Below are 25,348 nucleotides of genomic sequence, written 5' to 3'. Positions count from 1 at the left end.
TGGCGGCGACGGGTCGTCGGGGAGGCTGGTGGAGTGGTCAGCTACGGCCAGTACTGTCCGATCTCGCGTGCCGCCGAGGTCCTCGGCGAGCGCTGGACGGTCGTCATCCTGCGCAACATCCTGCTCGGGGCGACGACCTTCAACGCCATCGCCGACGGCGCCCCGGGCCTGTCCCGAACGCTGCTGAGCAAGCGGCTGCGCGAGCTCGCACGCGCCGGCGTCATCGACATCCTCCCGAACCCCAGCGGCCGTGGGTCGGTGTACGTGCCGACCGCCGCGGGGCGCGACGCCTGGGCCACGATGGAGTCGCTGGGGATCTGGGCGGCGCGGTGGCTGGAGTTGCAGCCCACGCACGCCAACCCCGACGTCGTGCTGTGGTCCTGGGTGAACAACTGCCTGGCGGTCGAGCGTCTGCCGGAGCGGCGGGTGGTCGTCGAGTTCCGCTTCCACGACCAGCCCGAGCGGCGCCGCCGCTACTGGGTGCTGTTCGGGCCCGACCGCGCCGAGGTGTGCCTCAAGCCGCCCGGCTACGACATCGACCTGGTCGTCGAGGCGCAGGCGTTGAGCTTCGCGCGCTGGCACGCCGGGGCGATCGAGTGGGGCCAAGCGATCCGCTCCGGCGGCATCACCGTGACCGGGCCGACGCGGCTGGCGCGGGCGCTGCCGACGTGGAACCGGCGCAGCCACTTCGCGCCGCACGTCACGGCTGAGAGCGCCCGCTGACCCGTCGGGGACGCCGGGCTGCGGCCAGCTCAGCCGAAGGTCGGGCGGGAGAAGTCACTCGCACCGGGAGCGGGATCGGACGCGGTCCAAGGCGCCCAGGTCACGCCGGCGTCGTAGGGGCTGGGGTTGACGTCACCGACCCCGTCGAGCTGGGTCACCCAGATCCCGCCGGCCTCGTTGGTGCCGCCGTACAGGCCGCCGCCGCCGAACGAGTTGCCGTACACGTAGCCGTGCCAGTAGTAGGCGGCCCAGAAGTCCCCGCCGGTCGGGGTGAAGACGGCGTGCTCGGTCGGCAGGGTGCGGTTGGCGTAGTCCACGACGATCATCCCGGACTTGTACCAACCGATGGTCAGCAGGTTCGTGCCCGGGATGAAGTTGTAGAAGTGGCTGGTGCACGGCAGCTTGGCCGCGGCTTCGCTGGTCGAGAACGACCCGAGGTAGACCGGCAGCTCCGGGATGCCGATGTCGTAGAAGAACAGCGCCCCCAACGGGTCGTTGGTCGTCGGCAGGCATCCCGGCGCGGCGGCCGCGCCGCCGAGCTCGTCGTTGAGCACGAGGGTGCGTCCGTCGGGAGCGAGACGCGCCCCGTGGTGGATCGACTCCGGTGGACCGACCACGTTGGCGACGTGGCGCGGCTGCATCGGATCGCTGACGTCCCAGATGAACGTCTGCTCCACGGCGGCACAGAACGCCAAGGCGCGGTGGCCGAGGTTCGCCACGCCGATGTCGTGGCACTCGGCCGTCGCGGTGGGCGAGATGGCCTGCATCGGGATGATCTTCACCGGGAAGTCGGGCTCGGTCAGGTCGACGATCGACAGCACCGTGTCCGCCTGGGTGAAGCCCGAGCCGGCGATGTAGAGCACGCCCGCCCACGGCAGCGTCGTGATGTTGTGCGCGTCGGTACCGGTCTCCTCCTCGGTCAGGTGAGCCACCAAGGTGGGACGGGCCGGGTCGGAGATGTCGAAGATGCGCACGCCGGCCTCACCCTTCTGGTTGAGGCCGTGCGGATCGAAGCGCTCGTCGCAGCCCTCGTTGCTTCGGGCCGAGTCGATGCCGTGGATCAACAGATCCTCGTAGACGGCGATGTCGGCGTGGTAGCCGGAACAGTCGACGGCGACGAGCTCGTGCGGCTGCGTCGGATCGGTCACGTCGAAGATCCGGATCCCCTCGGGCGTGCCCTCGGGAGGCTCACCGACCGCCGACGACGCATCCGCACCGGCGAACAGGTAGTCGCGGGTCCCGTGCACGACGCGTCCGTCGACCCGTTGCAGGCCGTCGCGGCGCTGGAAGAACATGTCCGTCCCCTGAGGGAACTGCGCCCGAGCGACGAGCTCGATGTTGTCGCTCTTGCGGTCGTAGTCGACTTCGTCGGACGACTGTGCCAACGCGGTAGGTACTGAGACGATCAGCAGCGCGGCGATCGCGAGGAACATCGACCAGGTGCGGAACATGGGGGCCTCCTGGCGCCCTCCGGGGGGGGGGGTGCCCCCCGAGGCTGCCTCTCGGCGGTCTGGTCGACCCAAGCCGAACCCCTACTTCAGTACACGCGGGGTTTTCTCTCGCGCGTCCCGCGTCGCGGACGGGCGAGCGTGCTGTACGTGCGGTGGACCTGCACGCGCGTCCCGTCGTTCGCGGTGCGCTCGGCGACGCCGGGTGACCGGACAGCCGTGACCCGGCGCCGGCCCACCGCGCCGCATCGGCAGCTGTCCGTTCGACGTTCCCTCGGTGCACTGCGATGATGGACCGTTCGCCGCCGCGGTATCCGGACGTAGGAGATGTCGGTGCGCCCGAGGATCCGCCACTACCGCGAGGGCGACCTGGGCGGCGTCGTGGGCCTGTGCGAGCGTGAGGGCGTCGTCCACCGAGTCCCCGACGGGCTGTCGATCGACGAGGTCGCCGACCTCGTCACCTCCGCGGCGACCGAGACGCTCCTTGCCGAGGTGGAGGGCGAGGTCGTGGGCCTCGCCGTCGGTGCGGTGAGCGGCGCGGTCGGCTCCATCTACCGGGTCGTGGGTGACCGCGGCTCGGTCGACGGCCTGCTCGATGGGCTCGAGGGCCGGCTCGCGAACCAGGGGGCGCGCATCTTCACCACGGCGCTGCACAGCGGCACCGAGCTGCACGCGCTGCTCGAGGATCGCGGTTACGAGACCGCCGACGGAGTGGTCGTGCTCCGTCGCGTCATCGAGCATCGCCGCAGCGAGCTGGCTGACCTCGGCGGGCAGCACATCGACGCTGGCCTATGGGACGAGCTCGAGGGCATGGACGAGGTCAAAGGGATCATCGAGCGCCGTATCATCCTGCCGCTGGCTGAACCCGAGCTCGCCCTGCGGCACGGGGTCACGGCACCGCAGTCGGTCGTGCTGTTCGGTCCCCCCGGCACCGGCAAGACCACCTTCGCCAAGGGCATCGCATCGCGGCTGCGGTGGCCGTTCGTGCCCGTCGAGGTCGCCCAGCTCGGCGAAGGCAGCGACGCCCCGGCCGTCCTGGTCGACACCTTCGACCGTTTGCTGGCGGCCCCGGCGGCGGTGGCGTTCTTCGATGAGGTCGAGGACCTCGCGGCGAACCGGCAGTCGGATCGGCGCGTCGGCGGACAGGTCACCAACGAGTTCCTGCGCCAGCTACCCCGGATGCGGGAGTCGTTCGACCACCTGCTGGTGTGCGCCACCAACTCGGTCGGCAGCCTCGATCCGGCGTTCCTCCGGCCGGGTCGCTTCGACTACGTCGTGCCGGTCGGGCCACCGGACGCCGACGCCCGGGCGGCGATCTGGCGTCGGTACATCGCCGACATCACCGACGAGGACATCGACGTGGGGATCCTCGTCGAGGCCTCCGAGCGGTTCACGCCCGCGGATCTGGAGTTCGCCGCGAGGAAGGCGGCGCAACTGGCGTTCGAGGCCGAGCACGCCGGCGAGCGGTCGGGTCGGGCCGGGACCGACGAGTTCGTGGCGGCGATCCGCGCCACCCGGCCGACGCTGACCGACGAGATGATCGAGAGTTTCGAACGCGACGTCGAGACCTTCGCCCGTTACTGATCGCCCCGGTGACGCCGGTTCCGCTACGAGCGGCGCGATGTCGCCCGCAGGGCGATCTCGAGCTCGAAGCGGGCGGCGGGATCGTCGAGCTGGGCACCGAAGAGCTCGCGGAGCTGCGTCAGCCGGTAGCTGACGGTCTGGGGGTGCACGTGCAGCGCCTCCGCGACGTGCTGGCGCTGCCCGTGGTGCTGCAGCCAGGCGAGCAGGGTCTCGGCGAGCCGATCCCGGCTCGACGCACGGACCGACCCGAGCGGTGCCAAGCGCCTCGTGGTGAGGTCGTCGAGCAGCTCCGGTTCGTTGTGCACGACCAGCGTGGCCAGGTGCTCGTCCACGAAGAGGGGATCCGCGTCGATCACGCCGGCAGCCTGCAGACGGACGGCGGCTCCGGCCAGGCGCAGGCTGGTCGCCACCGCGGTCGTCTGTCGGCTGGGTCCGATCACCGCTGCGCAGCTACGGAGCCGGCGCGACAGGAGGTTGCGGCTGCGGTCGTCGAGGGGTGTCGGCACGACGCCGACCACCGTGTCGCCGCGTTCGGCGACGAGCGCGTCGGTGCCGAGCCGGGTCCGGACGGTGTCGGCGGCGTCCAGCGGCACGAGCACGGCCATCGCCTGCTCCGGCGGCACCCAGCCGACCGCCGGTGCCGCCTCGGCGACCGCGGTGGCGTCCACGGTGGTGGCGAGCAGAAGCTCGAGGAGCTCCCGGCGGCGCCGGCCTTGCTCGTCCGCCCGCGCGGATTGCTCCGCGGCGTACCCCTCGGCGCTCGCGGCCGACAGCTCGTCGATGTAGGCGAACACGGCCTCGGCCAGCGGTACGACGCCGTCCGCCGGCAGACCGTCCTCGCGCGCGTGGGTCGCGAAGCGGCGGAACGCCACGCGCGCCCCGATGCGGTACGCCTGCAGGAGCGCCTCGAGCGCACGACCTGCGCGCATCTCGCCGCGTCCGAGCCTGACGTACACCTCGCGATCGGTCTCGGTCAGCGCGGGCTCGTCACTGCCGGGCAGGGTCAGGAAGCGGCCGAGCGCGACCTCCACCCCCTGCCGCAGGCCCACCCCGAACGCGCCCTCCAGGGGGCGGGCGTAGGCCGGCACCTCGCGCGCGATCGTCGCGATGGTCTCGTCCACCACCGAGGACAGGTGACGAGCGAGCCCCGCCGCGATGTCGGTCGGGAGGGCCTGCCAGGGCGCGGATGCGGCCAGTTCTATCACCTCGTGCTAAGTAGACGGCGAGATTGGTGCGTCGAGAGCGTAGCGGAGGTAGTTGTTCATCACAGATGATGAAGTCCCAGTGACCCGACCCCCCGACCATCGACACCGAGAGCCCCATGACGCTGACCACCGACCAGCAGCTACTCCTCGAGCTCGAGCCGACCGCCGCCGAGCTGCTGCGCCGCCACGAGCAGACCGCCAGGGAGTGGTTCCCCCACGACTACATCCCCTACAGCCTCGGGCGCGACTACGACGGCGACCCGTGGACCCCGGACCAGTCCCGGCTGTCGGGCGTCGCGCAGACCGCCTTCGAGGTCAACCTGCTGACCGAGGACAACCTGCCCAGCTACCACCGTGAGATCCACGCCATGTTCGGCGACGGCGACGGCGCCTGGATCAACTGGATCCACCGCTGGACCGCCGAGGAGGGCCGCCACTCGATCGTGCTGCGCGACTACCTCGTGGTCACCCGCAGCGTCGACCCCGTCCAGCTCGAACGCGGCCGGATGCAGCAGGTCATGACCGGCTACGACCGGGGCGGCAAGGGTCTGCTCCGAGGCATGGCGTACGTGTCGTTCCAGGAGCTCGCCACCCGCATCAGCCACCGCAACACGGGACGCTACTCCGACGACGCCGTCGCCGACCGGATCATGGCGCGGGTCGCCGCGGACGAGAACCTGCACATGGTCTTCTACCGCGACATGCTCGGCGCCGCGCTCGAGCTCGACCCGTCAGCCGCCGTCGAGGCCATCGCCGCCGAGGTGATGGGCTTCCAGATGCCCGGCGCGGGCATGACCGACTTCAACCGCAAGGCGGTCGAGATCGCCAAGGCCGGGATCTACGACCTGCGTGTCCACCACGACGAGGTGCTGTGGCCGTTGCTGCGCCACTGGGGCTTCTTCGACCTCGAGGGCCTCGACCCCGACGCCGACAAGGCCCGCACCCAGGTCAGCGAGTTCCTCGAGGGCCTCGACGCGATGGCACGCAAGTACGAGGCGAAGCGCGCCGAGCGCGAGGCACGCGCGGCGACCAACTGAGGCAGGTCGTCGCACCGGGCGCGCCGTAGCGCCCGATGGGTCGCGCCGACTCAGAGCGTGCAGTACTGTCTTCGGCCCAGGTCAGGAACCCCCTCGCGCGTACTGCAGATCGCTCCCCCCTGGTTCGCCGTGCCGCCGATCGGATACGGCGGCATCGAGTGGATCGTCGCATCGCTGGCGGACGGACTCGTCGACGCCGGTCACGACGTGACCCTCTCGGCGGCAGGTGGGAGCGTGACCAAGGCGACGCTGGACACCGTGTTCGACATCGCGCCCTCGTTGCACATCGGCAACCCCTGGTACGAGGCGACCCACGCGGTGTCCGCCTACCGCGATCCAGACCGGTTCGACGTGATCCACGACCACACCGGCGCGATCGGGCCCGCGATCGCGGCCGGGATCACCGATCGGCCCCCGGTGGTCAACACCCTCCACGGATCCTGGACGGACGCGAACGCACGGCTGTACCGCGCCATCAGTCACCGCATCGCGCTGACGGCCATCAGCCACGATCAGATGTCCCGGACACCTGCGGGGGTGCAGGTCTCGGGAGGAGTCGTGCACAACGGCATCGCGCTGGAGCGCTACCCCTTCCGGACGGACAAGGATGACTTCCTGCTCTTTGTCGGCCGTGCCTCCGCCGACAAGGGGCCCGAGGTCGCGGTCGAGGTGGCCAAGCGGGCGGGGCTCCCGCTGATCATGGCGATCAAGGTCAGCGAGCCGCTCGAGGTCGAGTACTTCGAGACGATGATCGCGCCCGCGATGCTCGGCGCCGATGTCGACCTGCGTACCAGCGTCGAGCACGAGGAGAAGGTCGACCTCATGGGTCGCGCACGCGCGGTGCTGGTCCCGATCCGGTGGGACGAGCCGTTCGGTCTGGTCATGGCCGAGTCGATGGCCTGCGGCACCCCCGTCGTGGCGTACCGGCGGGGAGCTGCGCCCGAGATCGTCGTCGACGGCGAGACGGGGTACCTGATCGATCCTGGCGACCTGCGCGCCTTCGCTCGCGCAACCGAGGCGGTGGGCGAGATCGATCCGGTGGCTTGCCGCGCGCGCATCGAGGACGAGTTCTCGGCGGTCCGGATGGTCGAGCACTACGTCGCTCTCTACGAACGCCTCCTCTGACCACCTGAGGGGACCCCCTTGACCGGCCACGGACCTATCGGCGAGATCGTCTGCGTGCGGGGCGAGTCGTTCGTCATCTCCGGCGCGAACGGCGACATCGTGCCCGGTGGTGACCACGGCCTGTACGTCCGCGACACCCGCTTCGTCAGCCGTCTCGAAGTGCTCGTCGACGGTACGCGCCCCGTCCATCTCGCGGGCGTCTCCGTCGGCGGCCACGAGGCGGTGTTCCACGCCTACCTCCCCCCGTCGCGCGACACCGAGATCGACCCGAGCATCTCGGTCACGCGTCGTCGCGTCGTCGACGGTGGGTTGCGTGAGGAGATCGAGGTCCGCAACGCCGGCTCGGAGCCGGCAGAGCTATCCGTGAGCGTGGAGGTCGGCGCCGACTTCGCCTACATCTTCGACGTCAAGCACGGCCGTTCCCTCGACGAGGTCGCGCCGGAGCCGCGCCCCGGCGCGGTCGAGTTCCGGCGCCCGGGCGGCGAGGAGTGCGCGCGGGTCACGATGACCGCCGGGGTCGCGGACCGTGACCGGCTGCGCTGCGACGTCCGACTGCCGCCCGGCGGGACAGCAACCGTGGTCGTCGAGGTGGTGGCGTCGGACGTACACGGTGAGACCGCGCTACCCGCCGTCGGTGTGGGGGCGACCGCTCGGGGCGTGGGCGTCACCGGATCGCCGTCTCGGGGCCCGACCCTGCGCTGCTCGGAATCGCGGTTCACACGACTCGTGCGGCGCTCGGTCGTGGACCTCGCCTCGCTCGATCTGCGCGACCCCGAGGCTCCCGACGACCGGTTCACCGCCGCCGGGAGCCCGTGGTTCCTGACGCTGTTCGGTCGCGACTCGATCTGGGCCGCGTTCATGGCGCTGCCGTACGACCTCGATCTGGCGCGGGGCACGCTGCGTGTCCTGGCACGGCGCCAGGGGCGGCGCGTCGACGAGGAGACCGAGGAGGAGCCGGGCAAGATCCTGCACGAGGTCCGGCGCGGAGCGCTCGCGGACCGCGGGGACCTCCCGCCGTTCTACTACGGGTCGGTGGACGCGACCCCGCTGTTCGTGGTGCTGGCCCACGAGGCGTGGTGCTGGGGGCTCCCTGACGAGGATGTCGCCCCGCTCCTACCCCACATCGAGGCAGCCCTGTCGTGGCTGCGCAACCACGGCGATCCCGACGGCGACGGGTTCGTCGAGTACGTGCCGCGCGGCAGCCGCAGCCTGGCGAACCAGGGCTGGAAGGACTCGCGTGACGGCGTTCGCTTCGCGGACGGCGCGATCGCGACCGCGCCCCTCGCGCTGAGCGAGGTCCAGGGCTACGCCCACGACGCGGCGGTTCGGGGCGCAGCCCTGCTCGACCACTTCGGTCGCCCGGGGGGCGAGGGCTGGCGTGCCTGGGCCGCCGACCTGCGGGAGCGGTTCCGGGCCGCGTTCTGGGTCGAGGACGCATCGGGGCCCTACCCGGCCGTGGCGGTCGACCACGACAAGCGCCCCGTCGACGGCATCGCGTCGAACATGGGCCACCTGCTGTCGAGCGGCCTACTCGACCGCGACGAGACCGCGCGGATCGCGACCCGGCTCGCAGCCCCGGACATGGCGTCGGGCTGGGGGCTGCGCACCCTGTCGTCCGACTCGGGCGGCTACAACCCCCTGTCGTACCACTGCGGGGCGGTGTGGCCCCACGACACCGCGATCGCCGTGTGGGGGCTGGCGCGCACGGGCCACGTCGCCGAGGCCACCACCCTGCTCCGCGGCTTGGTCCGGGCCGCTCCCGCCTTCAACTACCGCCTGCCGGAACTGTTCGCGGGCTTCTCATCGGACTTCGCGCCACGGCCGGTCCCCTACCCGACGGCCTGCCGGCCGCAGGCGTGGGCCGCCGGCGGGGCGCTGCTGCTGGTCCGGTCCCTGCTCGGCGCCGAGGCGGATGTGCCCCACGCACGCCTCACGCTCCGGCCGCTGTCACCGGCACCGTTCGAGCGCCTCGAACTCACCGGTGTCGAGATCGGCGGTGGCACGGTCGACATCAGCGTGCGCAACGGCGAGGTGACGGTCGACACGCACGGCACCGCCATCGACGTGATCGTCGAGGGCAGCGACGAGCGGTGATCGCTGGGTGACGCCGACCCGAGCTCGGACAGGATCGCAGGTACGAGACGACGCGCGCCGATCGCGAGGCACGCGCCTCGACCAACTCCCCCGTGCGTGGAGCGCTCCGGGCGTCGACGGTACGACGTTGGTCTTGACGCTCGATGCGGGGAGCGGGATGCTGCCGACGGGCTCCTGCGCCGGGCAGGGCTCGGTTCCATCGGGGACGGGTCATGCCGGGTAGCCACATGCGCAGCCGGACACCGGCCAGGGCCAGCACGACACGCAAGACCGGGGCAGGTCCCGCTCTTCGCGAGCACCTCGTTCCCGCCGTGGCAGCCCTGAGGAACGGGATCGGGGGCGCCGCTCTCGACCTGCAAGCGGTGCTCGGCGTCCAGAGGCTGGTGGGCAACCGCGCGATGACCGCGCTGCTCCAGCATCCAGCGGACGCGCGGACGACGGTGCAGCGCGACGACACCGCGACCACCACCAGCGCCCCGACCACGACGGCGGACGACACGGTCGCCGCGGTCAAGAAGCGCATCGAGGACGTGCTCGGTGGCAAGAAGCCGACGCTGAAGGCACTTCAGAAGGCGTACCTGCCGGCCCTCTACCCGCAGCGGACCAAGATCGCGGCTGACTCCGCGCTGATGGGTCGGATCAAGACCGCGATCGGGGTCCCGGGCTGGATGACCGTGATGGCCGACCTCGAGGCGCAGGCGCAGGGCGGCACGGTCGCGCACGCGACCGCCAAGGCCACCGACGCGACCGTCCGCAAGGAGCTCAAGGACTACGTGGGCAAGGCCGTCAAGTCGGGACGGACCGCCCGCGGCAAGGTGATGATCCTGGAGGGGCAGGACTGGCTGGATGCCTACTACCACGAGTTCCCCGACGAACTGCCCCGCGGCGGACCGACCGACGAGGAACCCTTGACCAACGCGTTCACGACGACGAGTCCCCCGAAGAACCTGATCGTGCTGAACAAGGACAAGGGCAACCCCGGCACGTCGGTACACGAGGGCGTCCACCTGTACCAGAACAACGCGATGCTCAACAGGTACGGCAACGAGGTCAACGAGGCCATCACCGAGTACTTCACGCGCAAGGTCACTGGACCCATGGGCATCGTGCGCGCCAACTACGAGGACAACCTCGTGGCCGGGCAGGCGCTCGTCGACGCGGTCGGCGAGCAGGTCGTCGCGAACGCGTTCTTCGATGGCAAGACCGGGGCGCTCGAGAAGGCTCTCGTGCAGTTCCAGAAGGCCAAGGGCGAGGCCGACGCCAAGAAGGCGTGGACGAACTTCGTGGGGTGGTGTCGGGCGAAGGAGTTCGACAAGGCGGCGGCGTGGTGCGAGTGACACCGGACGGGGACGACGCCAGCGAGCGGCGCAGGGTCGAGCTGCTCCTCGACGTCCACGGCGAGCCCGGGCTCGATGAAGCCGAGCCGGAGGGCTACCCGGGACCGGGGACGGCCGAGTGGGCCGTCGGCTACCGCGACGAGGAGCACGGTCTCGCCGTGACCGTCTGGTTCGTCCGCGACCCCGAGCTCCGCTCGCAGGCGGCGAGCCGACTCGACACCTCTGGCGCGCGCGTCGTGATGAACGGCGGGCTGCTCATGGTGGCCCGATCGGGGCGTGACGATGACACCACCGCGAGGCGACTGCGGCGCCTCGTGTCGCGGTTCGCCGGAGCCGAGTGAGGGCGGGGCGCCGCGCCGCGCCCCGTGGTCGAGCGGTCAAGACAGGCGTGCGGCGAGCTCCTCGGCGAAGGTCTCGAGGTCCGCGAGGCGATCGCGGATGATGCTCAGCACCCGACCGTCGTCGATGTCGGCGTACTGGTGGACGAGCAGGTTGCGGAACCGGGCGGTGTCGCTGAGATGTGCAGCGAGATCCGATCCGAGCCAGCCACCTTCCTCGAGCGAGCGGAAGCTATCGGCGAAGCTGGTGGCGGGGCGCAACTCCTCGGACGCGATCACATGCTCGGCTGCGTCGGTGGCCGCCTCGATGGCGACGATCAGGCGGTACTTGGCCGCCGGTAGCGCGTTCGGGTCATCGGTCACGGCAGCGTGTGGTTCTCCTGCACCCGTCCACGGAGGGTGAGCGGGGCGGTGTCGAGGACGACGACCTCGATGGGTCCCACGCCGGCAGCGCGCTCCAGCTCGTCGGCCAGCCGCAGGCGCAGCTGGAGCACCTCGTCATCCGACAGCTCGACGGATGCGCGCAGGTGGACCGCGATGTCGATGTCGCTGCGTTCCGTGGCGGTGCCGGCTGCGTGCGAGCCGAACAGGTAGGCGAAGGCGACCTCGCCGTCGGCGAGGACCCTCGCCGCAGCCTCACGCAGTCGCTCGGTCAGCGTCGCCACGAGCACACCTTACGGCCTGCCTCGGTCCGCGGACGCCCGCAGGCGCCGATCGAGGTCGACGCCTGATCGTCACGCTTCACGTTGGTGTCGGCCGCGGCGGATCGGGTGCCGGCGCCGGTCCGGGTGGCCCCGCAGGATGTCGCCGGCGGCCCGCTCGAACGGGGTGCGGGGCGGCAGCGGGACGGTGTCCACGCGCTCCCACATGTCCATGTGGTCGATGCCGGTCACGATCCGGGCGGTGCCCTGGCCCCGGGCCTCGGCGTACCACAGCATCTTCCAGCGCGGTTCGACGAGCTGGAGCTCTTCGAACCCGTCCTCGTCATCGGGAGGCGGCAGCCACGCGTAGCGCGGTCCGGGGGTGAGCGTGAGGAACAGCCACAGCTCGCGGAAGGTCGCCACGTCCTCCCGAACCTTGGCGGCGAGGCACCGGGGCTCCTCGCAGTCGGCGTCCCAGCGCCAGCGCTCGTCGCCGTGCTCGACGATGGCTACGCCCAGCGGGTGATCCCCATGCGGCGGCGCGTCGCGACCGAACTGGTACTCGACCGTGCGGGCGAACCGGCGCTGCTCCGCGATCCAGGCGTCGAAGTCGCTGGTGCGGTCGGAGGCACGAGCCAGCTCGACCCGGTGCGCCCTGGTGGGTACCGCGAACGCCTCGGGCACGAGATGGCGTGCCCACTCCCGGATCGCGGCGTCCCTCGTCGCCGATAGCTCCACGCGGTCCTCCCTCGCTCGCCGCCCTCGATCGGACACGCGAGTGGACCACCCAGGTGCGACATCTCCGCGAGCGCGGATCAGCCCACGGCGAGCCGAGGGCGACGCCAGCCTCTGCGGGTCAGTGTCAGGTGAGGTCGGCGCAGGCGATCCGCGTCCCGCCGCCGGCGTGGATCACGACCGACTGGGCCTCGGGGCGTGCTCGCCACGGCGCCGACGCGTTGGCGTTGCCCACCCCGGCCGCGTTGGCGGTGATGCCGACGCCGGCCTGCGGCGAGTCGGGCCACAGCTCGTTGGGCGGCGTGGTCGGCCCGGACGGGTCGTGCTTGTAGTGCCCGCCACCGCCCGTGTCGCACGGCGCGTCGTGCACGTGGGACGGGTAGGTGACGCCAGCTTCCAGCCCGGTGACGTGGACGTGCACCCGGGTCGTGTCGTCAGCGGTGCGTTCCATCTGGACGCGTCCGGCGAGATCGTCGAAGCCGGCCGCGATCCCCGCTGCGGTGGGTGTGAACGTCCCACGCGTCACCTCGCTGTGGCCGTGTGACGCGGCAGGTGCCGCGAGCAGTGCGCTGATCCCCACCACGGCGAGGAGTGTCGCTGCGGGACGTGCGGTCCGGTTGGTCCCCATAGGTTCCCCTTCATCAGGTCGTGCCAGGCTGTCCTGGCTCTGGCCCTGTCGCGCCATGGGCCGTCGCCGGTTCTCGGGCGAGCACGTGAACCGTCGACGCGTCGGGATGCGACAGGGAACATGGACCTACCTGAACGGAGCACGCACGTTGGAGCGGCGAGACGACCGGGCACTGCTCGACGCGGTGGCCGACGGGGACCGCGAGGCCCTGCGGGAGCTGTACGAGCACCACACACCGTGGCTGCTCATGCGGCTGTCGCGGCGCTGCGGCGATCCCGGTCTCGTGGAGGAAGCGGTGCAGGACACCTTCCTCGCGGTGTGGCGCCGACCCGACTCGTACCGTGGACGCGGCGACGTCGCCGCGTGGATCTGGGGGATCGCGATCCGCCGGCTCATCGACCTCCTGCGGCGCCAGGAGGTGCGCGAGCGGCTGAGGGTCCCGGAGACCCGCGACCTCGGACGGCCGGTCGAGGACGCGGCGCTGTCGGGGCTAGAGCACGGGGACTTCGCTGGGGCGCTGGCGCGCCTGTCGCCCGAACTGCGGGCCGTGCTCGAGGCGACCGTCCTCGACGGGCTGACGACCCGGGAGGCATCGACGTTGCTCGGGATCCCCGTCGGCACGGTCAAGACGCGGGCGATGCGCGCCCGCGCACAGCTCAGAGAGGCGCTGTCATGATCTGGCACGCGGACCAGGAGTCGCTCGCTCGCTACGCGCGTGAGGAGGCGGACGACACCACGGCCTATTCGGTCGAGGCGCACGTGCTCGCCTGCGCCGACTGCCGCGCCGATCTCGCTGGTCTCCGCCCGGCCGACCAGCGGCTCGAGCGGATGTGGCACCGCATCGAGGCCGGACTCGACGCTCCCGTACCGAGCCCGGTCGAGCGGTTCCTGCTCGCTGTGGGTGTCCGCGACCACGTCGCGCGTCTGCTGGCGGCCACGCCGTCGCTGCACCTGTCGTGGCTCTTGGGCGTCGCGGTGGCGTTGGGCTTCGCCGTGCTCACGGCCCACGCACGCCCGGCCACCTCCGCTTCGCTGCCCTTCCTGTTGCTGGCGCCGCTCGTGCCGGTCGCCGGCGTCGCCGCCGCCTACGGTCCCGGGGTCGACCCCACCTACGAGATCGGGGTGGCCGCGCCGCTGCGCGGCACCCGTCTACTGCTGCTCCGAGCCCTCGCCGTGCTCACCTCGAGCCTGGCACTCGCCGGACTCGCGGCGATGGCGTTGCCGCAGCTCGACTCGACCGCGGTCGCGTGGCTGCTGCCCGCTCTGGGCCTGACCTCGATCACCGTGGCGGTCGCGACCTTGGTCGACCCGCTGCGTGCCGCCGTCGCGGTGGCGCTGGTCTGGGTCACGGTCGTGCTGACACTCGAGCGCCTGGCCGCGACGCGGCTGGCGGCGTTCGACGCCGAGGGGCAGTACGCGTTCCTGATTATGACCGTCGTCGCGGGCACCGTGTTGCTCGTGCGGCGGCGTACCTTCGACACCGGGAGGCACCTGTGAACACACCCACCGTGGAGATCGTCGGCGTCGAGCACCGCTTCGGGCGGACGCAGGCGTTATCGGGCGTGACCTTCGACGCCGGCCCCGGGATCACGGGCCTTCTGGGGCCCAACGGCGCGGGCAAGACGACGCTCCTGCGGATGCTGGCGACCGTCCTGGCGCCCGACCGCGGTTCGCTGCGGCTGCTCGGGCGGGACCCGTCCCAGCCCGACGACCGCGTCGAGATCCGCCGCCGCCTCGGCTACGTCCCCCAGGAACCCGGCTTCTACCGCAACTTCACCGCCTTCGCGTTCATCGACTACGTCGCCATCCTCAAGGAGATGACCGACCGCAAGGCCCGCCACGAGGAGGTGCAGCGCGTCATCGACGCGGTCGATCTCCGCGACGTGGCAGGCAAGAGGATCCGCAAGCTCTCGGGAGGGATGCGGCGCCGGGTGGCGCTCGCGCAGGCGCTGCTCGGCGACCCCGAGCTGATCATCCTCGACGAGCCCACCACCGGCCTCGACCCCGAGCAGCGGCTGCGGTTCCGCGATCTGATCTCGCGCATCGCCGAGCAGCACACGGTGCTGCTGTCGACGCACATGACCGAGGATGTCTCGGCGGTCTGCCAGCGGGTCGTGGTGCTCCACGCGGGGCAGGTGCGGTTCGACGGCACACCTGGCGAGCTCGCCGACGTCGCCCGAGGGCAGGTGTGGCTCGCGGACGCGCGCAGTCCCGCCGCGCAGCTGGTGTGGCGGATGAGCGACGGGCGCTTCCGCCACCTCGGCGGCGCACCCGAGGGCGCACGACAGGCCGATCCCACGGTCGAGGACGGCTACCTGCTGCTGGTCGGCGAGCAGGCGATCGAGGAGCGGGCAGCGTGAGCACGATCACCTCCCCCCCGGTACCCGCAGCGACCGTTCCATCGACAACCACCGCATCCGTGACCCGGACGGTGCTGGCGCTGGGCCGCGTCGAGGCCTGGAGGCTGGTCCGGCATCCCTTCCTGCTGGCCGGGACGGCACTGGCCGCGTTCGTGTTCGTCATCGGTCGCGGCGAGTCGGGCGCCCCGTCGCCGGGCGACCGCTACTACATCCTGACGGTGATGATCCCCATCCTGGTCGCCTACCCCACCCTGCTGGCGGCCAACCTCGGGGCGCTGCGTACCCGCCGGGCAGGCACGGGTGAGCTGTTCGCGGCCACACCGATCCCGGCTGGGGGGCGGACCATGGGCCATCTCGCCGCGCTCCCCGCGGTGGTGGGGATACTGGTTCTGCTGTGGCTCGGGTCGGTCCTGACCCACCAGGTGTGGGACGGGCTGCCGGTCGCGTTCCCCGACGGGGTCCGACCGCGCGTGCCGACTCTCCCCGAGTTCCTCCAGGCGCCGCTGGCGATCCTGGCGCTGGGTGCGGTCGGCGTCGCGCTGGCACGCTGGGTCCCCTCGGTTGCGGCGACGTTGCTGGTGCTCGTGGTGATGGTGCCCGGGTTCGTGCTGCAGTCGTGGGGCGTGCTCGACCCCTGGGCCCCGCTGTTCGATCCTGCCATCCCCGGCGAGTGGATCGAGACCGGAGCCGACGGCAGCGGCTACTCGATCATCCACGGTTTCGACCTCGCCGCACTCGCCTGGCACGAGGTCTACCTCGCCGGCGTGGCCGCCCTGTTCGGCGGCCTCGCACTGCTACGGGACGGGTGGCGCCGTGGGCCGGTGATGCTGCTGCTCGCCGGCGTGGCCGCCACCGCGACCGGCGGGGTCCTGCAGGTCATCGGAGGATGAGGTGAGCACGTCCCTCGCCCCAACCGGTCGTGAGGTCGCGATCGGCCCGCCCGGGACCGGCCTCGCACGGCGCCGCGCGGTGCTGGCGCTGGCCCGCGTGGAGACGTGGCGGCTGGTGCGCCACCCCGCGTTCCTCGTCGCCCCGCTCCTCATCGCGTACGGGGCCGTCGGGGTCGGGACGGACAGCCCCGACGCGATGCTGCGGACCCTCGGTGCGGTGTTCCTGTGGGGGTTCGGCTACATGGGGCTGGGCCTGGGCGCCATGATCGCCGCCAACCTCGTGGCGTCACGGGACCGACGCGACGACGCCGTCGAGATGCTCGCGGCGCATCCTCTGGATGCGCGAGATCGCACCCTGGCGCAGGTTCTGGCGGTGACGGGTCCCGCGGCGGTCGCGCTGGGCATCTCCGCCGTGCTCGCTGTGGTGGTGCGGCCCTGGACCGCGGCGGCGCAGTTGACCTACGAGCTCGATCCCCAGACCGCCAGCCTGGGGCGCGCGCTGGTGTTCCTGCTTCAGGGCGCCGCGATCGTGGCCCTGCTCGGCGTGGTCGGTGTGCTGCTGGCCCGCTGGGTGCCGACGGTCGCCGGGGCGCTGCTGGCCGCCGTCGGCGTGTTCATGCTCCAGGCACCCGCGGTGTGGTCCGATGCGGCAGCCCGGTGGTTGGCGCCGCTGGCGACCTACCGCGACCCCGGCGCGGAGCCTGCCGCGGTGATGGTCTGGCACGTCATCTACCTGCTCGCGCTCACCGCCCTGGCGGCCTTCCTCGCGCTGCGCCGCCACGGCTCCTCGCGGCGGCTGCGGGGCGCCCTCGGCATCGCGGCTGCCTGCGTCATCGCGGCCGGCACGGTCCAGCTCCTCGCGGTGCCGTGACCGTCGCGGTCGGCGGGACCGGACCGGGCGTGGTGATGTGGACCTGCCGGTCCGAACCGCGGAGGCCGCGGGGCGCGACAGAGGGAGCGACACGGAGGTGACACGATGCCAGCGCAAACGCGGAGCATCACGTCGGTGACGGCGCTGTTGGGGGGTGGCCTGTGGATCGCCGCGGTGGCGGGGAAGGTCGGTGGCGCGGACGAGACGGCGCGGCTGCTCCTGGTCGTCGCCACGGCACTGCTCGCCGTGGCCGCCGCCACCCTCCACGCCGACCGGCTGCGAGGGACCGACGGCCCTGGAGCGGCCGGAGTGGTCGCTGCGGTGCTCGCCACTCTCGCCGCCGCGGCGCACGTGGTGGTGCCCGATGCGTGGCCGCTGGCGCCGCTGACGCTGCTCGCTGCCGTGGCCGCTGCCGTCCTCGTCGGGCTGCACCTGCGACGGCTCGACGGCTGGTGGCCGCATCTCGGCACCGTCCTCGTGGCGACCGCGGCCATCGGCCTGGTGGCCAACTCCGAATCGTGGATGATGTGGCTCGCGGCCGGTGTCGGGATCGGCTGGATCGTGCTCGCCGGGGCGCTGGCGCTGCGCCGCAGCAGCGCCTCCGAGGTGACGTCGGCGAGGTGACGGGGTAGGCCTCGAGATCCGGTTCACGGTGGCCGCTGCGCGAACCGGTCGTGCGCCCCGACGCGACAGGACAGGTGAGGACCTGACGGGAGCTGCCGAGCTGTGACGCTGCACCAACGGGCCGGCGTGGCGCGGACCGTGCTCGGCCCGACGGCCCGCACGAGCCAGCTGTGGACGATCGTCGCCGCCGGCGCCGTCGGCCTGCTGACGGTGTGGCTGACCGCGCGCAGGGGAGTGCCCGCCCCGGACCTCGTGCTGCCCCTGCGGATCGCCGGGGTCGCCCTCGCGGCCGGTGCGGCGTTCGTCCTCGACGACGCCGCCGCGGTCACGGTGGCGAGCGCCCCGACCGGTCTTCCCGTGCGCCGTGCTCTGCGCGTCGCCCTCGCGCTGACGGGCGTGGCCGCGGTGTGGTCGGGGCTGGTGGCGTACGCCGCCGTGGCCGCCGTCGATCCGTCCGGCGGCCCATTCGGGCTGCCGGTCGCCGGGCTGACGCTCGAGTTCGTCGCCACGGTGACCGTCGCGTGGGCTATCGCTGCCACCGTCGCAGCGACGGTGGAGGCCGGCTCCGGTGGCGTCGCCGCCGGTCCCGCGGTGCTCGCCCTGGCGGCGGTGGCCGCCCTGGCTCCTGCGCGCTGGGTGATGTACCCCGCCGGTCCGCTCGACCCTGCCTGGACCGACGCGCACCGGCGCTGGGTGGGCGTGCTGGTGGTCGGGCTGCTCGTGCTGGTTCGTGCCAGCCGCGACCCCGCCAAGCGTGGCCCGCTCACGTCGCTGAGGGCGACGCCGAGGTTCCCCGCCTCGCCCTGAAACCACCGTATCCGGTGGTTCTCGGCCTCGGCACGCGCGGGCACGGGGCAGGGGGCGGTGCGGGCGCGCTGGAACCACCGTATCCGGTGGTTCTCGGCCTCGGCACGCGCGGGGAGGGGGCACGGGGCGGTGCCGAGGCGCGACACTGCGGTGCCGCCTGCACCCACGACCAGGAGCGTCTGCTGTGTCCCCAGCTCCCGACGGCGCGACACCCGACGTGCTGTTACGCCCCGCACGGCCCGACGACCTCGACTGGGTGGTCGCCCGACACGGCGAGCTGTACGAGCAGGAGTACGACTGGGACGCGCGCTTCGAGGCGCTCGTGGCCGAGGTCGTCGCCGCCTACGCCGCCGAGCACGACTCCGTGCGTGAGGCCGCGTGGGTCGCCGAGCTCGACGGGCGTCGGGCGGGGTGCGTGTTCTGCGTCACCAAGGACGACACCACCGCCCAGCTTCGGCTGCTGCTGGTCGAGCCGTTCGCGCGCGGCCTCGGGATCGGAGCCGCCTGGTCGACGAGTGCCTGCGGTTCGCGCGAGGTGCCGGCTACGACGCCATCATCCTGTGGACCAACGACGTGTTGGTGTCGGCGCGGCGGATCTACGAAGCGGCGGGCTTCGAACTGATCGAGGAGGAGCCGCACGACGACTTCGGCCGCGATCTCGTCGGCCAGTACTGGCACCTCGACCTCGCCACGACACCGACGGCCGGATCACGCCGCCCCTCGACCCCGGGCTGACGGGGCGGTCTCGGCCTACGCTCGTCCGCCCCGACCTTGGAGGGACACGTGGTCAACCCCGTACCCGAGCACCTGCACACCATCACACCCCACATCGTCTGCACCCCGTGCGCCGACGCGATCGTGTTCTACGAGCACGCGTTCGGGGCGGAGCGGGTCGGTGACGTGATGGAGGGACCCGACGGCAGCATCGGCCACGCCGAGATCCGCATCGGCGACAGCGTCGTGATGCTCGCCGACGAGTGGCCCGACGGGCCGACGCGGTCGCCGACGAGCCTGGGCGGATCGACCGCAGCGCTGTTCATCTACAGCGACGACGTCGACAGCCTGTGGGAGCGCGCGCTCGAGGCCGGCTGCGAGGTCGTCTTCCCCCTGGAGGTGCAGTTCTACGGCGACAAGGGCGGCCGCCTCCGCGACCCCTTCGGCCACACCTGGGGGCTGGGCCAGCACGTCGAGGACGTCAGCGACGAGGAGATGCAGCGCCGCGTCGCCGCGTTCTACGAGGACGCCGCCGGAACGGGCTGAGCCGGGGCGGGCGACCGTCCGCCGCGTTCCTCCCCCGATCGTGCGGGATATGCCGTCGGATCGGGGGAGGAACCCGCGGGGCGCAGGTTCTCCACAGGTTCGGACGAACCGGCTGGCCGCTTCCCTGCCGGACGGGCACACACTCGCCTCCTCAACGAGGAGGTGGCGAGGTGGACCAGACCCAGGACATCGTCGGCAGCAGCATCCACGCGCTCCTGCGGACCCCCCGGTTCGACCGCGATGGGGCTGTACGGGACCCGGCCGATGCCGAGATCGCGCGTGACCTCGCCGCGGCCAGCCCGTTCGTTTCACGGCTCCTCCCTGTCGCGAGGTGGGTCGGCCTGGGGGTACCGGCCGAGCAGGCGCTGGATCGCTTCGCACGGGGCGCGCCGAACGAGCACCTCGAGGCGGCCGGCGTGCCCGTAGAGGAGTGGATGCACTTCGTCATCGGGGTGGCGTGGGCCGCCGACCTCGTCGAGTACCAACGCGTTGGTCGGCGTGAACTGGTGTTGCGTCGGGGCGTGGACGGCGACCTGCTCGCCCACCACCCGACGGCAGCGTGGGGCGCGGCCGTGCTCCAGGCGTTGCTCAGCGACGTGCTGTTCGTGCCGCGAGGGACGCGGTTCGACGACCCCGAGGGCTGCCACGCTGTGCCGCTGCTGGTGTTCCAGTACGTCTTCACCGGGGTCGGGCACGGGCCGAGGGGCGCGTGCGGACGGGTCGACCTCGACCCGCTGGTGGCGGCCTTGACCGACGAGGTCCGCGTGCGCGGCGGGGTCGGGGCGCCGACCGACGACGAGATCGTGGCCGGGCTGCGCTGCGTCGCCGCGCTGCTGGTCGAGCTTGGCCTGGTGACCTGGGAGCCCGCCCCGTCGCCCCGCATCGGCACCGCGCACCTGAGCAGCCTGGGGATCCTCGCGTGGATGCTCTGGACCAACGAACTGTCCGAGGAGACCCCCGACTTCGTCGACGAGTTCATCCGCGAGTCGGGCTACCTCCGAGCCGACGGCGGCTACCTCGACCCCAACGCCGGGCCCGCGCCTCCCTCCTGGAACTGAGCGGTCCCGAGCTGGCTCACGTGTCGGTGGTGAGGTTGGCGATGTCACGAAGATCCTGCGGACGCCCCGATGCCCGCTTCATTCGGATCAGGTCATCGAGGCCCGCCACCCGCACGACGACACCGGCGGCCTCCGCCTCCACGGAACGCGCCCGCACCGCGTCGTAGTCGTCAACACCGGGGACGTCGTTGAGGTAGTCGATCGGGCCCGCGTCGGTGTCGAGGGTGAAGCTCGCTCCGCTCGCCAGCGTGTCGGGATCGGTCGGGTCGGTGCCGAGCAGGTGCGCGTCGACCCCGCGGAGTCGGGCGTCGAGCTCGGCGAACGCGGCGGCGAGACGCTCCAGGTTCTGCCGTTCCTGTCCGGCGATCAGGTCGACGTCCGCGGTCGCGCGCACGTACCCGTGAGCGATGACCGCGAACGCCCCGATGGTCACGTAGTCCACGCCGTGTCGCTCGAGCGTGGCGAAGATGCGGGGCGGGTCGAGCCGTGTCACCGCCGCGCCTTCCCGGCGAGCTCGGTGGCGAAGGCGGCGAGTGCGAAGCCCTCCTCGAGGCGCTCGCTCACGGACTTGGCACGGTCCGCAGCGAGGTCGGCGACGGGGCGCTCGGGATCGAGCGACCGGACGCCGATGTCGAGCTCGTCGCCCATGGCGTGCAGCAGGCGAACGAGCCGCTCCAGGGTCGGCGACTCGTGCCCGTTCTCGATGCGGCTGAGGGTCGGTTGCGCGGTGCCCGCCCGATGGGCGAGCTGCGCCTGCGACAGTCCACGCGCCTTGCGGCGGCGCCGCACGAGCGATCCGACGTCCAACGCCCTCTCCTTACCGCCGTGACCGGTCGATAGCGTATCCGCTATAGGAAACCGGCGAGGGAGGATCGGGGAGGGAGCGGCGGGTCCAGGTCGATCCCGAACGTGGAGGAGGGGCCCCGTGGGGCCCCTCCTCGTCCGTTGGTCAGCGACCTCAGTCGTTGCCGCCACCGTTACCGCCGCCGGCGTGGTCCACCTTCGAGCAGAACTCCTCGACATCATCTCCGGCTTCGTCCTGCAGGGCCTGGAACGGCGGCGCGTTCTCGGCGTTGCCGTTGTCCCGGCCGGTCTCGTTGTTGGCCCACGCGGTACACAGCCCATAGGCGTTGTTGCCGTGGTGCGGACCTGGGTGGGCGACGGCGCCGATGCGGTCGACGGCTCGCCAGCACCCCCGCCTGGTCCGGAGCCGACGCCGACGGTCCTGCGAGCCGTCGTCGAGGACGCGGTCGGTGACGTGACCGTCTCGGCGGAGCGACCCCCCAGCACGCCGACCTGTTCCGCTCGATCGTGATCCGGGACACCCGCGGGTTCGAGATCCGCCACGAGGTCCTCGGAGGCGCTCCTGAGGACACCGACGAGCAGCACACGCAGAACATCGCGACCTTCTTCGACGTCGACGGCGACGGTGGGGTGGACTTCCACGTCTGGGCGAACCTGTCCTCGAGCGGTTGGGGGAGTGCGTACTTCGACATGCGCACCGGACGTGCCCTCTACGCCGACGACGATCACGTCGACGTCCACGTCGACGCGGGAGGGTGGTCGTGGTCCGTTTCCCCCACGACTACCTCGCGGACGCACACAGCTTCCGGTGGTCGGTCGGCTCGGAGTGGGGCCGCTACGAGGTGATCAGCACCGACGCCGCAGCCCGGGACTCCGCCCCCGACGGCCACGGCGCTGTGGCCTTCCCGAACTGACGTCCATGCGCAGCGACCGCGAAGTCGTGGAACGCGTCGTCGACCTGAGGGACGGCGCGGACAGCTTCTACCTCGCGGGCGAGGCGGTCCTCGACGAGCCCACACTCCTGCGGCGGTCGCGTCTCGACCGGCCATCCTGACCTCCCGCGATTAGGATCGGCGCGGGTGAGACGGGCTTCGAGGGGAGGATCCGGGATGGGGTGGCGTCGCGGCAGCATCAGGGTGAGGTGGATGGCCACGGTCGCCGCGGTCGCGACGGTCGGGCTCGTCGCCCCGGCGCAGGCAGTTCGCGATCCGGCACGCGACGCGGGAACCGACGCGGTGAGGGTGGCGACCTTCAACGCGTCGCTGAACCGCTTCAACCAGGGCGAGCTGATCGCCGACCTGTCGGATCCCAGCGACACGCAGGCGCAGGCGGTGGCCGAGATCGTGCAACGCGTGCGCCCCGACGTGCTGCTCATCAACGAGTTCGACTTCGATCCCGGCGGTGAGGCGGCGCGGCTGTTCCAGCGCAACTACCTCGACGTCGGTCACAACGGGGCGGAGCCGATCCACTACCCGTTCCGGTTCGTCGCTCCCTCGAACACCGGCGTCCCGTCGGGTCACGACCTCGACAACAGCGGCGGGGTCGGTGGTCCCGGCGACGCGCAGGGGTTCGGGTTCTTCCCCGGCCAGTACGGGATGGCGGTGTACTCGCGCTACCCGATCGTGACCTCGCAGGTGCGGACCTTCCAGCACTTCCTGTGGCGCGACATGCCCGGGGCGGTACTCCCCGACGACCCCGACACGCCCGAGTCCGCCGACTGGTACTCGCCCGAGGAGCTCGAGGTCCTGCGGCTGTCGTCCAAGAGCCACTGGGACGTACCGATCCGGCTCCATGGCCGGATCGTGCACCTGCTCGCCAGCCACCCCACCCCGCCGGTGTTCGACGGGGCGGAGGACCGCAACGGCCGCCGCAACCACGACGAGATCCGCCTCTGGGCCGACTACGTCACGCCCGACCGCAGCGGCTACCTCTACGACGACGACGGTGTCCCCGGCGGTCTTCCTGCGGGCGCCTCCTTCGTGATCGTGGGCGACCAGAACGCCGACCCTCACGACGGCGACTCGTTCGCGGACGCGATCCTGCAGCTGCTCGATCACCCGCGCGTGGACACCTCCCTGACCCCGGCCAGCGACGGGGCGGTCGAGGCCTCGGCCGTCCAGGGTGGCGCCAACCTCGACCACGTCGGGGACCCGCGCTTCGACACGGCCGACTTCAGCGACGTCGCCCCCGGCAACCTGCGCGCCGACTACGTGCTCGCCTCCACCGACCTCGAGGTGCTCGACGGTGGGGTGTTCTGGCCCACCCGCGACGACCCGCTGTTCCGGCTCGTCGGCGACTACCCGTTCCCAAGCTCGGACCACCGCCTGGTCTGGCTCGACCTGCGCTGAGCGCCGCGCCGCTGCACAGGCCGGCATCGCGGCGGTCGGTCAGGACCCACGGTCGAGCAGCGCCCCGAACGTCGCCGCGGCGTCGGCGTCCATCGAAGGCAGCACGTGGGCGTACACGTCGAGGGTGATCTGCACCGAGGCATGGCCGAGCCGCTCGGAGACGACCTTGACCGGCACGCCCTGGGCCAACAGCAGACTGGCGTGCGTATGCCTGAGATCGTGCAACCGCAGCCGGGGGAGGGGCAGCTCGGTCATCAGCTTGCGCCACGCCCGGGTGACGCGGTCAGGGAGGATGGGGTCGCCGGACGCGTCGGTGAACACCACGTCGAGGGGGTTGCGGGGCGGACGGTCCGCGGCGCGGTGCTCGATCGCCTGCCACGTGGCCGCGTCGAGGGTGACGATGCGGGGGCGGGAGGACTTGATGGTCTTCAGCTCGGGGCGGCCGTCGATCACCGTCAGCGACTTGCGCACGACGAGGCGGCGCCCGTCGCTGTCGACGTCGTCCCAGCGCAGCCCGAGCAGCTCGCCCCGCCGCATCCCGGTCCCGATCGCCAGCCGCCACACGTCGGCGTACTCGTGACCCACGGTGGAGGCGAGGAAGACCCGGACCTGCGCGGCGGTCCAGGTGCGCAGCTCGCGGACGGTGGGGTCGGCGCCGGTGCGCGGGTCGCGGCGCGGCACGGTCGCCTTGGCGGCGGGGTTGCGGTCGATGACCTCGTCGTCGACGAGCTGGTCGAGGGCGCGGCGCAGGATGTGGTGGATGCGCTGGACGGTGGCGATCGACAGCGGCTTGCCGCGCAGGCCGCCGCGCTCGAGCAGCTGCGCGTACAGCCTGGTGAGCATCGCCGGGGCGAGCTCGCGCACGTACACGCCGTGTAGGCCGGGGACGAGGTAGCAGCGCACGGCCTGCTCGTAGCTGCGCCAGGTCGAGTGCTGCACCTGGGTGCGGTGCACCTCCAGCCAGTCCTCGAGCACCGCCCCGACCAGCGGCCCCCGGTCCGGCTGAGGTTCACGCTCGCGGCGGGGGGCGGGGCGAGGGCGGGGACCTGTCGTCGTCGATGGCGGCGATGCGATCGACCTCGTACGGGAACCTCTCGAGGAGGTAGGCCTTCGCCTCGGGGACGGTCGCGAACCCGCCCTTGCGCTGGCGGTGTCGGCCCCGCTCGCGTCGCAGCGCGGTGCGGCACCGCGGGCAGAACGTCGGCGGATCGTCGAGCTCGAACGCCCAGCAGCGCCAGTCGCAGCGGGGACAGAGCAGCCGGGTCTGGGTCCCGTAGCTCCACTCCGCCGACCACGACCGGTTCTGCCAGTTGACGGCGACGTAGGTCCGCGACATGCCGCCAGGGTGCGGCCACGGGTCGCCGGCACCGACGACGGTGCCTCCGTCGGCTGTGGAAATCGAGACCCCGGGTTCGCTATCCTATTGGATAG

General features: G+C 72.0%; 28 protein-coding genes and 1 pseudogene. 19 read left to right on the top strand and 10 right to left on the bottom strand.

Going from position 1 to position 25,348, the window contains the following annotated elements; translation table 11 throughout:
• Window positions 1-33: 33 nt before the first annotated feature.
• Complete coding sequence (locus KY469_09990; GenBank protein MBW3663417.1) at window positions 34-723, top strand: helix-turn-helix transcriptional regulator; 690 nt, start codon at window positions 34-36, stop codon at window positions 721-723.
• 29 nt (window positions 724-752) lie between these two features.
• Here KY469_09990 and KY469_09985 read toward each other — a convergent pair whose 3' ends face one another.
• Window positions 753-2,174 carry a hypothetical protein gene (locus tag KY469_09985; GenBank protein ID MBW3663416.1) on the bottom strand — a complete coding sequence of 474 codons (1,422 nt, stop codon included), beginning with the start codon at window positions 2,172-2,174 and terminating at the stop codon, window positions 753-755.
• 330 nt (window positions 2,175-2,504) lie between these two features.
• Between KY469_09985 and KY469_09980 the strand changes: the two genes are divergently transcribed.
• Window positions 2,505-3,755 (top strand): ATP-binding protein, encoded by a 1,251-nt coding sequence (locus KY469_09980; GenBank protein ID MBW3663415.1) that lies wholly within the window; start codon window positions 2,505-2,507, stop codon window positions 3,753-3,755.
• A 23-nt stretch (window positions 3,756-3,778) separates the two neighbouring features.
• Here KY469_09980 and KY469_09975 read toward each other — a convergent pair whose 3' ends face one another.
• Window positions 3,779-4,960: a helix-turn-helix domain-containing protein gene (locus KY469_09975; GenBank protein MBW3663414.1), complete on the bottom strand. Its 1,182-nt coding sequence runs from the start codon at window positions 4,958-4,960 to the stop codon at window positions 3,779-3,781.
• Between the two features lie 116 nt (window positions 4,961-5,076).
• On the opposite strand from KY469_09975, the gene KY469_09970 reads away from it, so the two are divergent.
• The 5 genes from KY469_09970 (at window position 5,077) to KY469_09950 (ending at window position 10,894) form a co-directional block, all read left to right on the top strand.
• Window positions 5,077-5,997, top strand: coding sequence for an acyl-ACP desaturase (locus tag KY469_09970; GenBank protein MBW3663413.1), 921 nt, complete (start codon window positions 5,077-5,079; stop codon window positions 5,995-5,997).
• Between the two features lie 129 nt (window positions 5,998-6,126).
• The gene (locus KY469_09965) at window positions 6,127-7,122 is read left to right on the top strand and encodes a glycosyltransferase family 4 protein (protein MBW3663412.1); all 996 of its coding nucleotides are present in this window, start codon (window positions 6,127-6,129) and stop codon (window positions 7,120-7,122) included.
• A gap of 18 nt (window positions 7,123-7,140) precedes the next feature.
• Window positions 7,141-9,216 (top strand): amylo-alpha-1,6-glucosidase, encoded by a 2,076-nt coding sequence (locus tag KY469_09960; GenBank protein MBW3663411.1) that lies wholly within the window; start codon window positions 7,141-7,143, stop codon window positions 9,214-9,216.
• A gap of 212 nt (window positions 9,217-9,428) precedes the next feature.
• Window positions 9,429-10,553, top strand: a complete 1,125-nt coding sequence (locus KY469_09955; GenBank protein MBW3663410.1) for a hypothetical protein — start codon at window positions 9,429-9,431, stop codon at window positions 10,551-10,553.
• Window positions 10,544-10,894 (top strand): hypothetical protein, encoded by a 351-nt coding sequence (locus tag KY469_09950; GenBank protein MBW3663409.1) that lies wholly within the window; start codon window positions 10,544-10,546, stop codon window positions 10,892-10,894. The genes KY469_09955 and KY469_09950 overlap by 10 nt, the downstream gene beginning before the upstream one ends.
• A 36-nt stretch (window positions 10,895-10,930) precedes the next feature.
• Here the strand turns inward: KY469_09950 and KY469_09945 are convergent, their stop codons facing one another.
• The 4 genes from KY469_09945 to KY469_09930 all read right to left on the bottom strand — a co-directional run bounded on the left by KY469_09945 (window position 10,931) and on the right by KY469_09930 (window position 12,895).
• Window positions 10,931-11,254 carry a DUF86 domain-containing protein gene (locus tag KY469_09945; GenBank protein MBW3663408.1) on the bottom strand — a complete coding sequence of 108 codons (324 nt, stop codon included), beginning with the start codon at window positions 11,252-11,254 and terminating at the stop codon, window positions 10,931-10,933.
• Window positions 11,251-11,556, bottom strand: a complete 306-nt coding sequence (locus tag KY469_09940) for a nucleotidyltransferase domain-containing protein (protein ID MBW3663407.1) — start codon at window positions 11,554-11,556, stop codon at window positions 11,251-11,253. The genes KY469_09945 and KY469_09940 overlap by 4 nt, the downstream gene beginning before the upstream one ends.
• 69 nt (window positions 11,557-11,625) lie before the next feature.
• The gene (locus KY469_09935) at window positions 11,626-12,270 is read right to left on the bottom strand and encodes a hypothetical protein (protein ID MBW3663406.1); all 645 of its coding nucleotides are present in this window, start codon (window positions 12,268-12,270) and stop codon (window positions 11,626-11,628) included.
• 124 nt (window positions 12,271-12,394) lie between these two features.
• Window positions 12,395-12,895, bottom strand: a complete 501-nt coding sequence (locus KY469_09930) for a superoxide dismutase family protein (GenBank protein ID MBW3663405.1) — start codon at window positions 12,893-12,895, stop codon at window positions 12,395-12,397.
• A gap of 106 nt (window positions 12,896-13,001) precedes the next feature.
• On the opposite strand from KY469_09930, the gene KY469_09925 reads away from it, so the two are divergent.
• From KY469_09925 to KY469_09880, 10 genes and pseudogenes are all read left to right on the top strand, one after another.
• Window positions 13,002-13,571, top strand: coding sequence for an RNA polymerase sigma factor (locus KY469_09925; GenBank protein ID MBW3663404.1), 570 nt, complete (start codon window positions 13,002-13,004; stop codon window positions 13,569-13,571).
• Window positions 13,568-14,392, top strand: a complete 825-nt coding sequence (locus tag KY469_09920) for a zf-HC2 domain-containing protein (protein MBW3663403.1) — start codon at window positions 13,568-13,570, stop codon at window positions 14,390-14,392. The genes KY469_09925 and KY469_09920 overlap by 4 nt, the downstream gene beginning before the upstream one ends.
• A complete protein-coding gene (locus KY469_09915) occupies window positions 14,389-15,255 on the top strand; it encodes an ABC transporter ATP-binding protein (GenBank protein ID MBW3663402.1) in 867 nt (288 codons plus the stop codon). The genes KY469_09920 and KY469_09915 overlap by 4 nt, the downstream gene beginning before the upstream one ends.
• A complete protein-coding gene (locus KY469_09910) occupies window positions 15,252-16,145 on the top strand; it encodes a hypothetical protein (GenBank protein ID MBW3663401.1) in 894 nt (297 codons plus the stop codon). Before KY469_09915 ends, KY469_09910 begins: the two co-directional genes overlap by 4 nt.
• Window position 16,146: 1 nt before the next feature.
• Window positions 16,147-17,016, top strand: a complete 870-nt coding sequence (locus tag KY469_09905; protein ID MBW3663400.1) for a hypothetical protein — start codon at window positions 16,147-16,149, stop codon at window positions 17,014-17,016.
• 105 nt (window positions 17,017-17,121) lie between these two features.
• Window positions 17,122-17,640 (top strand): hypothetical protein, encoded by a 519-nt coding sequence (locus KY469_09900; GenBank protein MBW3663399.1) that lies wholly within the window; start codon window positions 17,122-17,124, stop codon window positions 17,638-17,640.
• Between the two features lie 102 nt (window positions 17,641-17,742).
• A complete protein-coding gene (locus KY469_09895) occupies window positions 17,743-18,447 on the top strand; it encodes a hypothetical protein (protein MBW3663398.1) in 705 nt (234 codons plus the stop codon).
• A 217-nt stretch (window positions 18,448-18,664) separates the two neighbouring features.
• A pseudogene (locus KY469_09890) lies at window positions 18,665-19,182 on the top strand (GNAT family N-acetyltransferase).
• 48 nt (window positions 19,183-19,230) lie between these two features.
• Entirely contained in the window at window positions 19,231-19,707 is a 477-nt protein-coding gene (locus KY469_09885) for a VOC family protein (protein MBW3663397.1), read from the top strand.
• 170 nt (window positions 19,708-19,877) lie between these two features.
• Window positions 19,878-20,765, top strand: a complete 888-nt coding sequence (locus KY469_09880; GenBank protein MBW3663396.1) for a hypothetical protein — start codon at window positions 19,878-19,880, stop codon at window positions 20,763-20,765.
• Window positions 20,766-20,781: 16 nt separating this feature from the next.
• On the opposite strand, the gene KY469_09875 is transcribed toward KY469_09880, so the two are convergent.
• On the bottom strand, window positions 20,782-21,258 hold the full coding sequence (locus KY469_09875; protein ID MBW3663395.1) for a hypothetical protein: 477 nt from the start codon (window positions 21,256-21,258) through the stop codon (window positions 20,782-20,784).
• Window positions 21,255-21,788 (bottom strand): helix-turn-helix domain-containing protein, encoded by a 534-nt coding sequence (locus tag KY469_09870; GenBank protein ID MBW3663394.1) that lies wholly within the window; start codon window positions 21,786-21,788, stop codon window positions 21,255-21,257. Before KY469_09870 ends, KY469_09875 begins: the two co-directional genes overlap by 4 nt.
• Before the next feature lie 542 nt (window positions 21,789-22,330).
• Here KY469_09870 and KY469_09865 point away from each other — a divergent pair.
• The gene (locus KY469_09865; GenBank protein ID MBW3663393.1) at window positions 22,331-22,483 is read left to right on the top strand and encodes a hypothetical protein; all 153 of its coding nucleotides are present in this window, start codon (window positions 22,331-22,333) and stop codon (window positions 22,481-22,483) included.
• Between the two features lie 231 nt (window positions 22,484-22,714).
• Window positions 22,715-23,917 carry an endonuclease/exonuclease/phosphatase family protein gene (locus KY469_09860; GenBank protein MBW3663392.1) on the top strand — a complete coding sequence of 401 codons (1,203 nt, stop codon included), beginning with the start codon at window positions 22,715-22,717 and terminating at the stop codon, window positions 23,915-23,917.
• Between the two features lie 39 nt (window positions 23,918-23,956).
• On the opposite strand, the gene KY469_09855 is transcribed toward KY469_09860, so the two are convergent.
• Window positions 23,957-24,892, bottom strand: coding sequence for a site-specific integrase (locus KY469_09855; GenBank protein MBW3663391.1), 936 nt, complete (start codon window positions 24,890-24,892; stop codon window positions 23,957-23,959).
• A 34-nt stretch (window positions 24,893-24,926) separates the two neighbouring features.
• Window positions 24,927-25,253, bottom strand: a complete 327-nt coding sequence (locus KY469_09850) for a hypothetical protein (GenBank protein MBW3663390.1) — start codon at window positions 25,251-25,253, stop codon at window positions 24,927-24,929.
• Window positions 25,254-25,348 lie beyond the last annotated feature (95 nt).

This window comes from Actinomycetota bacterium, assembly GCA_019347575.1.
In the GTDB taxonomy this organism is placed as follows: Bacteria; Actinomycetota; Nitriliruptoria; order Nitriliruptorales; family Nitriliruptoraceae; genus JAHWKY01.
Note: the sequence above shows the minus strand (reverse complement) of the source record. Positions and strands in the feature narration are given on the sequence as shown.

Coding starts and splice junctions, on each gene's coding strand:
- KY469_09985 (MBW3663416.1), bottom strand. CDS start 2,174: ATGTTCCGCACCTGGTCGATGTTCCTCGCGATCGCCGCGCTGCTGATC.
- KY469_09970 (MBW3663413.1), top strand. CDS start 5,077: ATGACGCTGACCACCGACCAGCAGCTACTCCTCGAGCTCGAGCCGACC.
- KY469_09955 (MBW3663410.1), top strand. CDS start 9,429: ATGCCGGGTAGCCACATGCGCAGCCGGACACCGGCCAGGGCCAGCACG.
- KY469_09930 (MBW3663405.1), bottom strand. CDS start 12,895: ATGGGGACCAACCGGACCGCACGTCCCGCAGCGACACTCCTCGCCGTG.
- KY469_09925 (MBW3663404.1), top strand. CDS start 13,002: ATGCGACAGGGAACATGGACCTACCTGAACGGAGCACGCACGTTGGAG.
- KY469_09920 (MBW3663403.1), top strand. CDS start 13,568: ATGATCTGGCACGCGGACCAGGAGTCGCTCGCTCGCTACGCGCGTGAG.
- KY469_09900 (MBW3663399.1), top strand. CDS start 17,122: ATGCCAGCGCAAACGCGGAGCATCACGTCGGTGACGGCGCTGTTGGGG.
- KY469_09870 (MBW3663394.1), bottom strand. CDS start 21,788: ATGTCGAGGAGTTCTGCTCGAAGGTGGACCACGCCGGCGGCGGTAACG.
- KY469_09860 (MBW3663392.1), top strand. CDS start 22,715: ATGGCCACGGTCGCCGCGGTCGCGACGGTCGGGCTCGTCGCCCCGGCG.
- KY469_09850 (MBW3663390.1), bottom strand. CDS start 25,253: ATGTCGCGGACCTACGTCGCCGTCAACTGGCAGAACCGGTCGTGGTCG.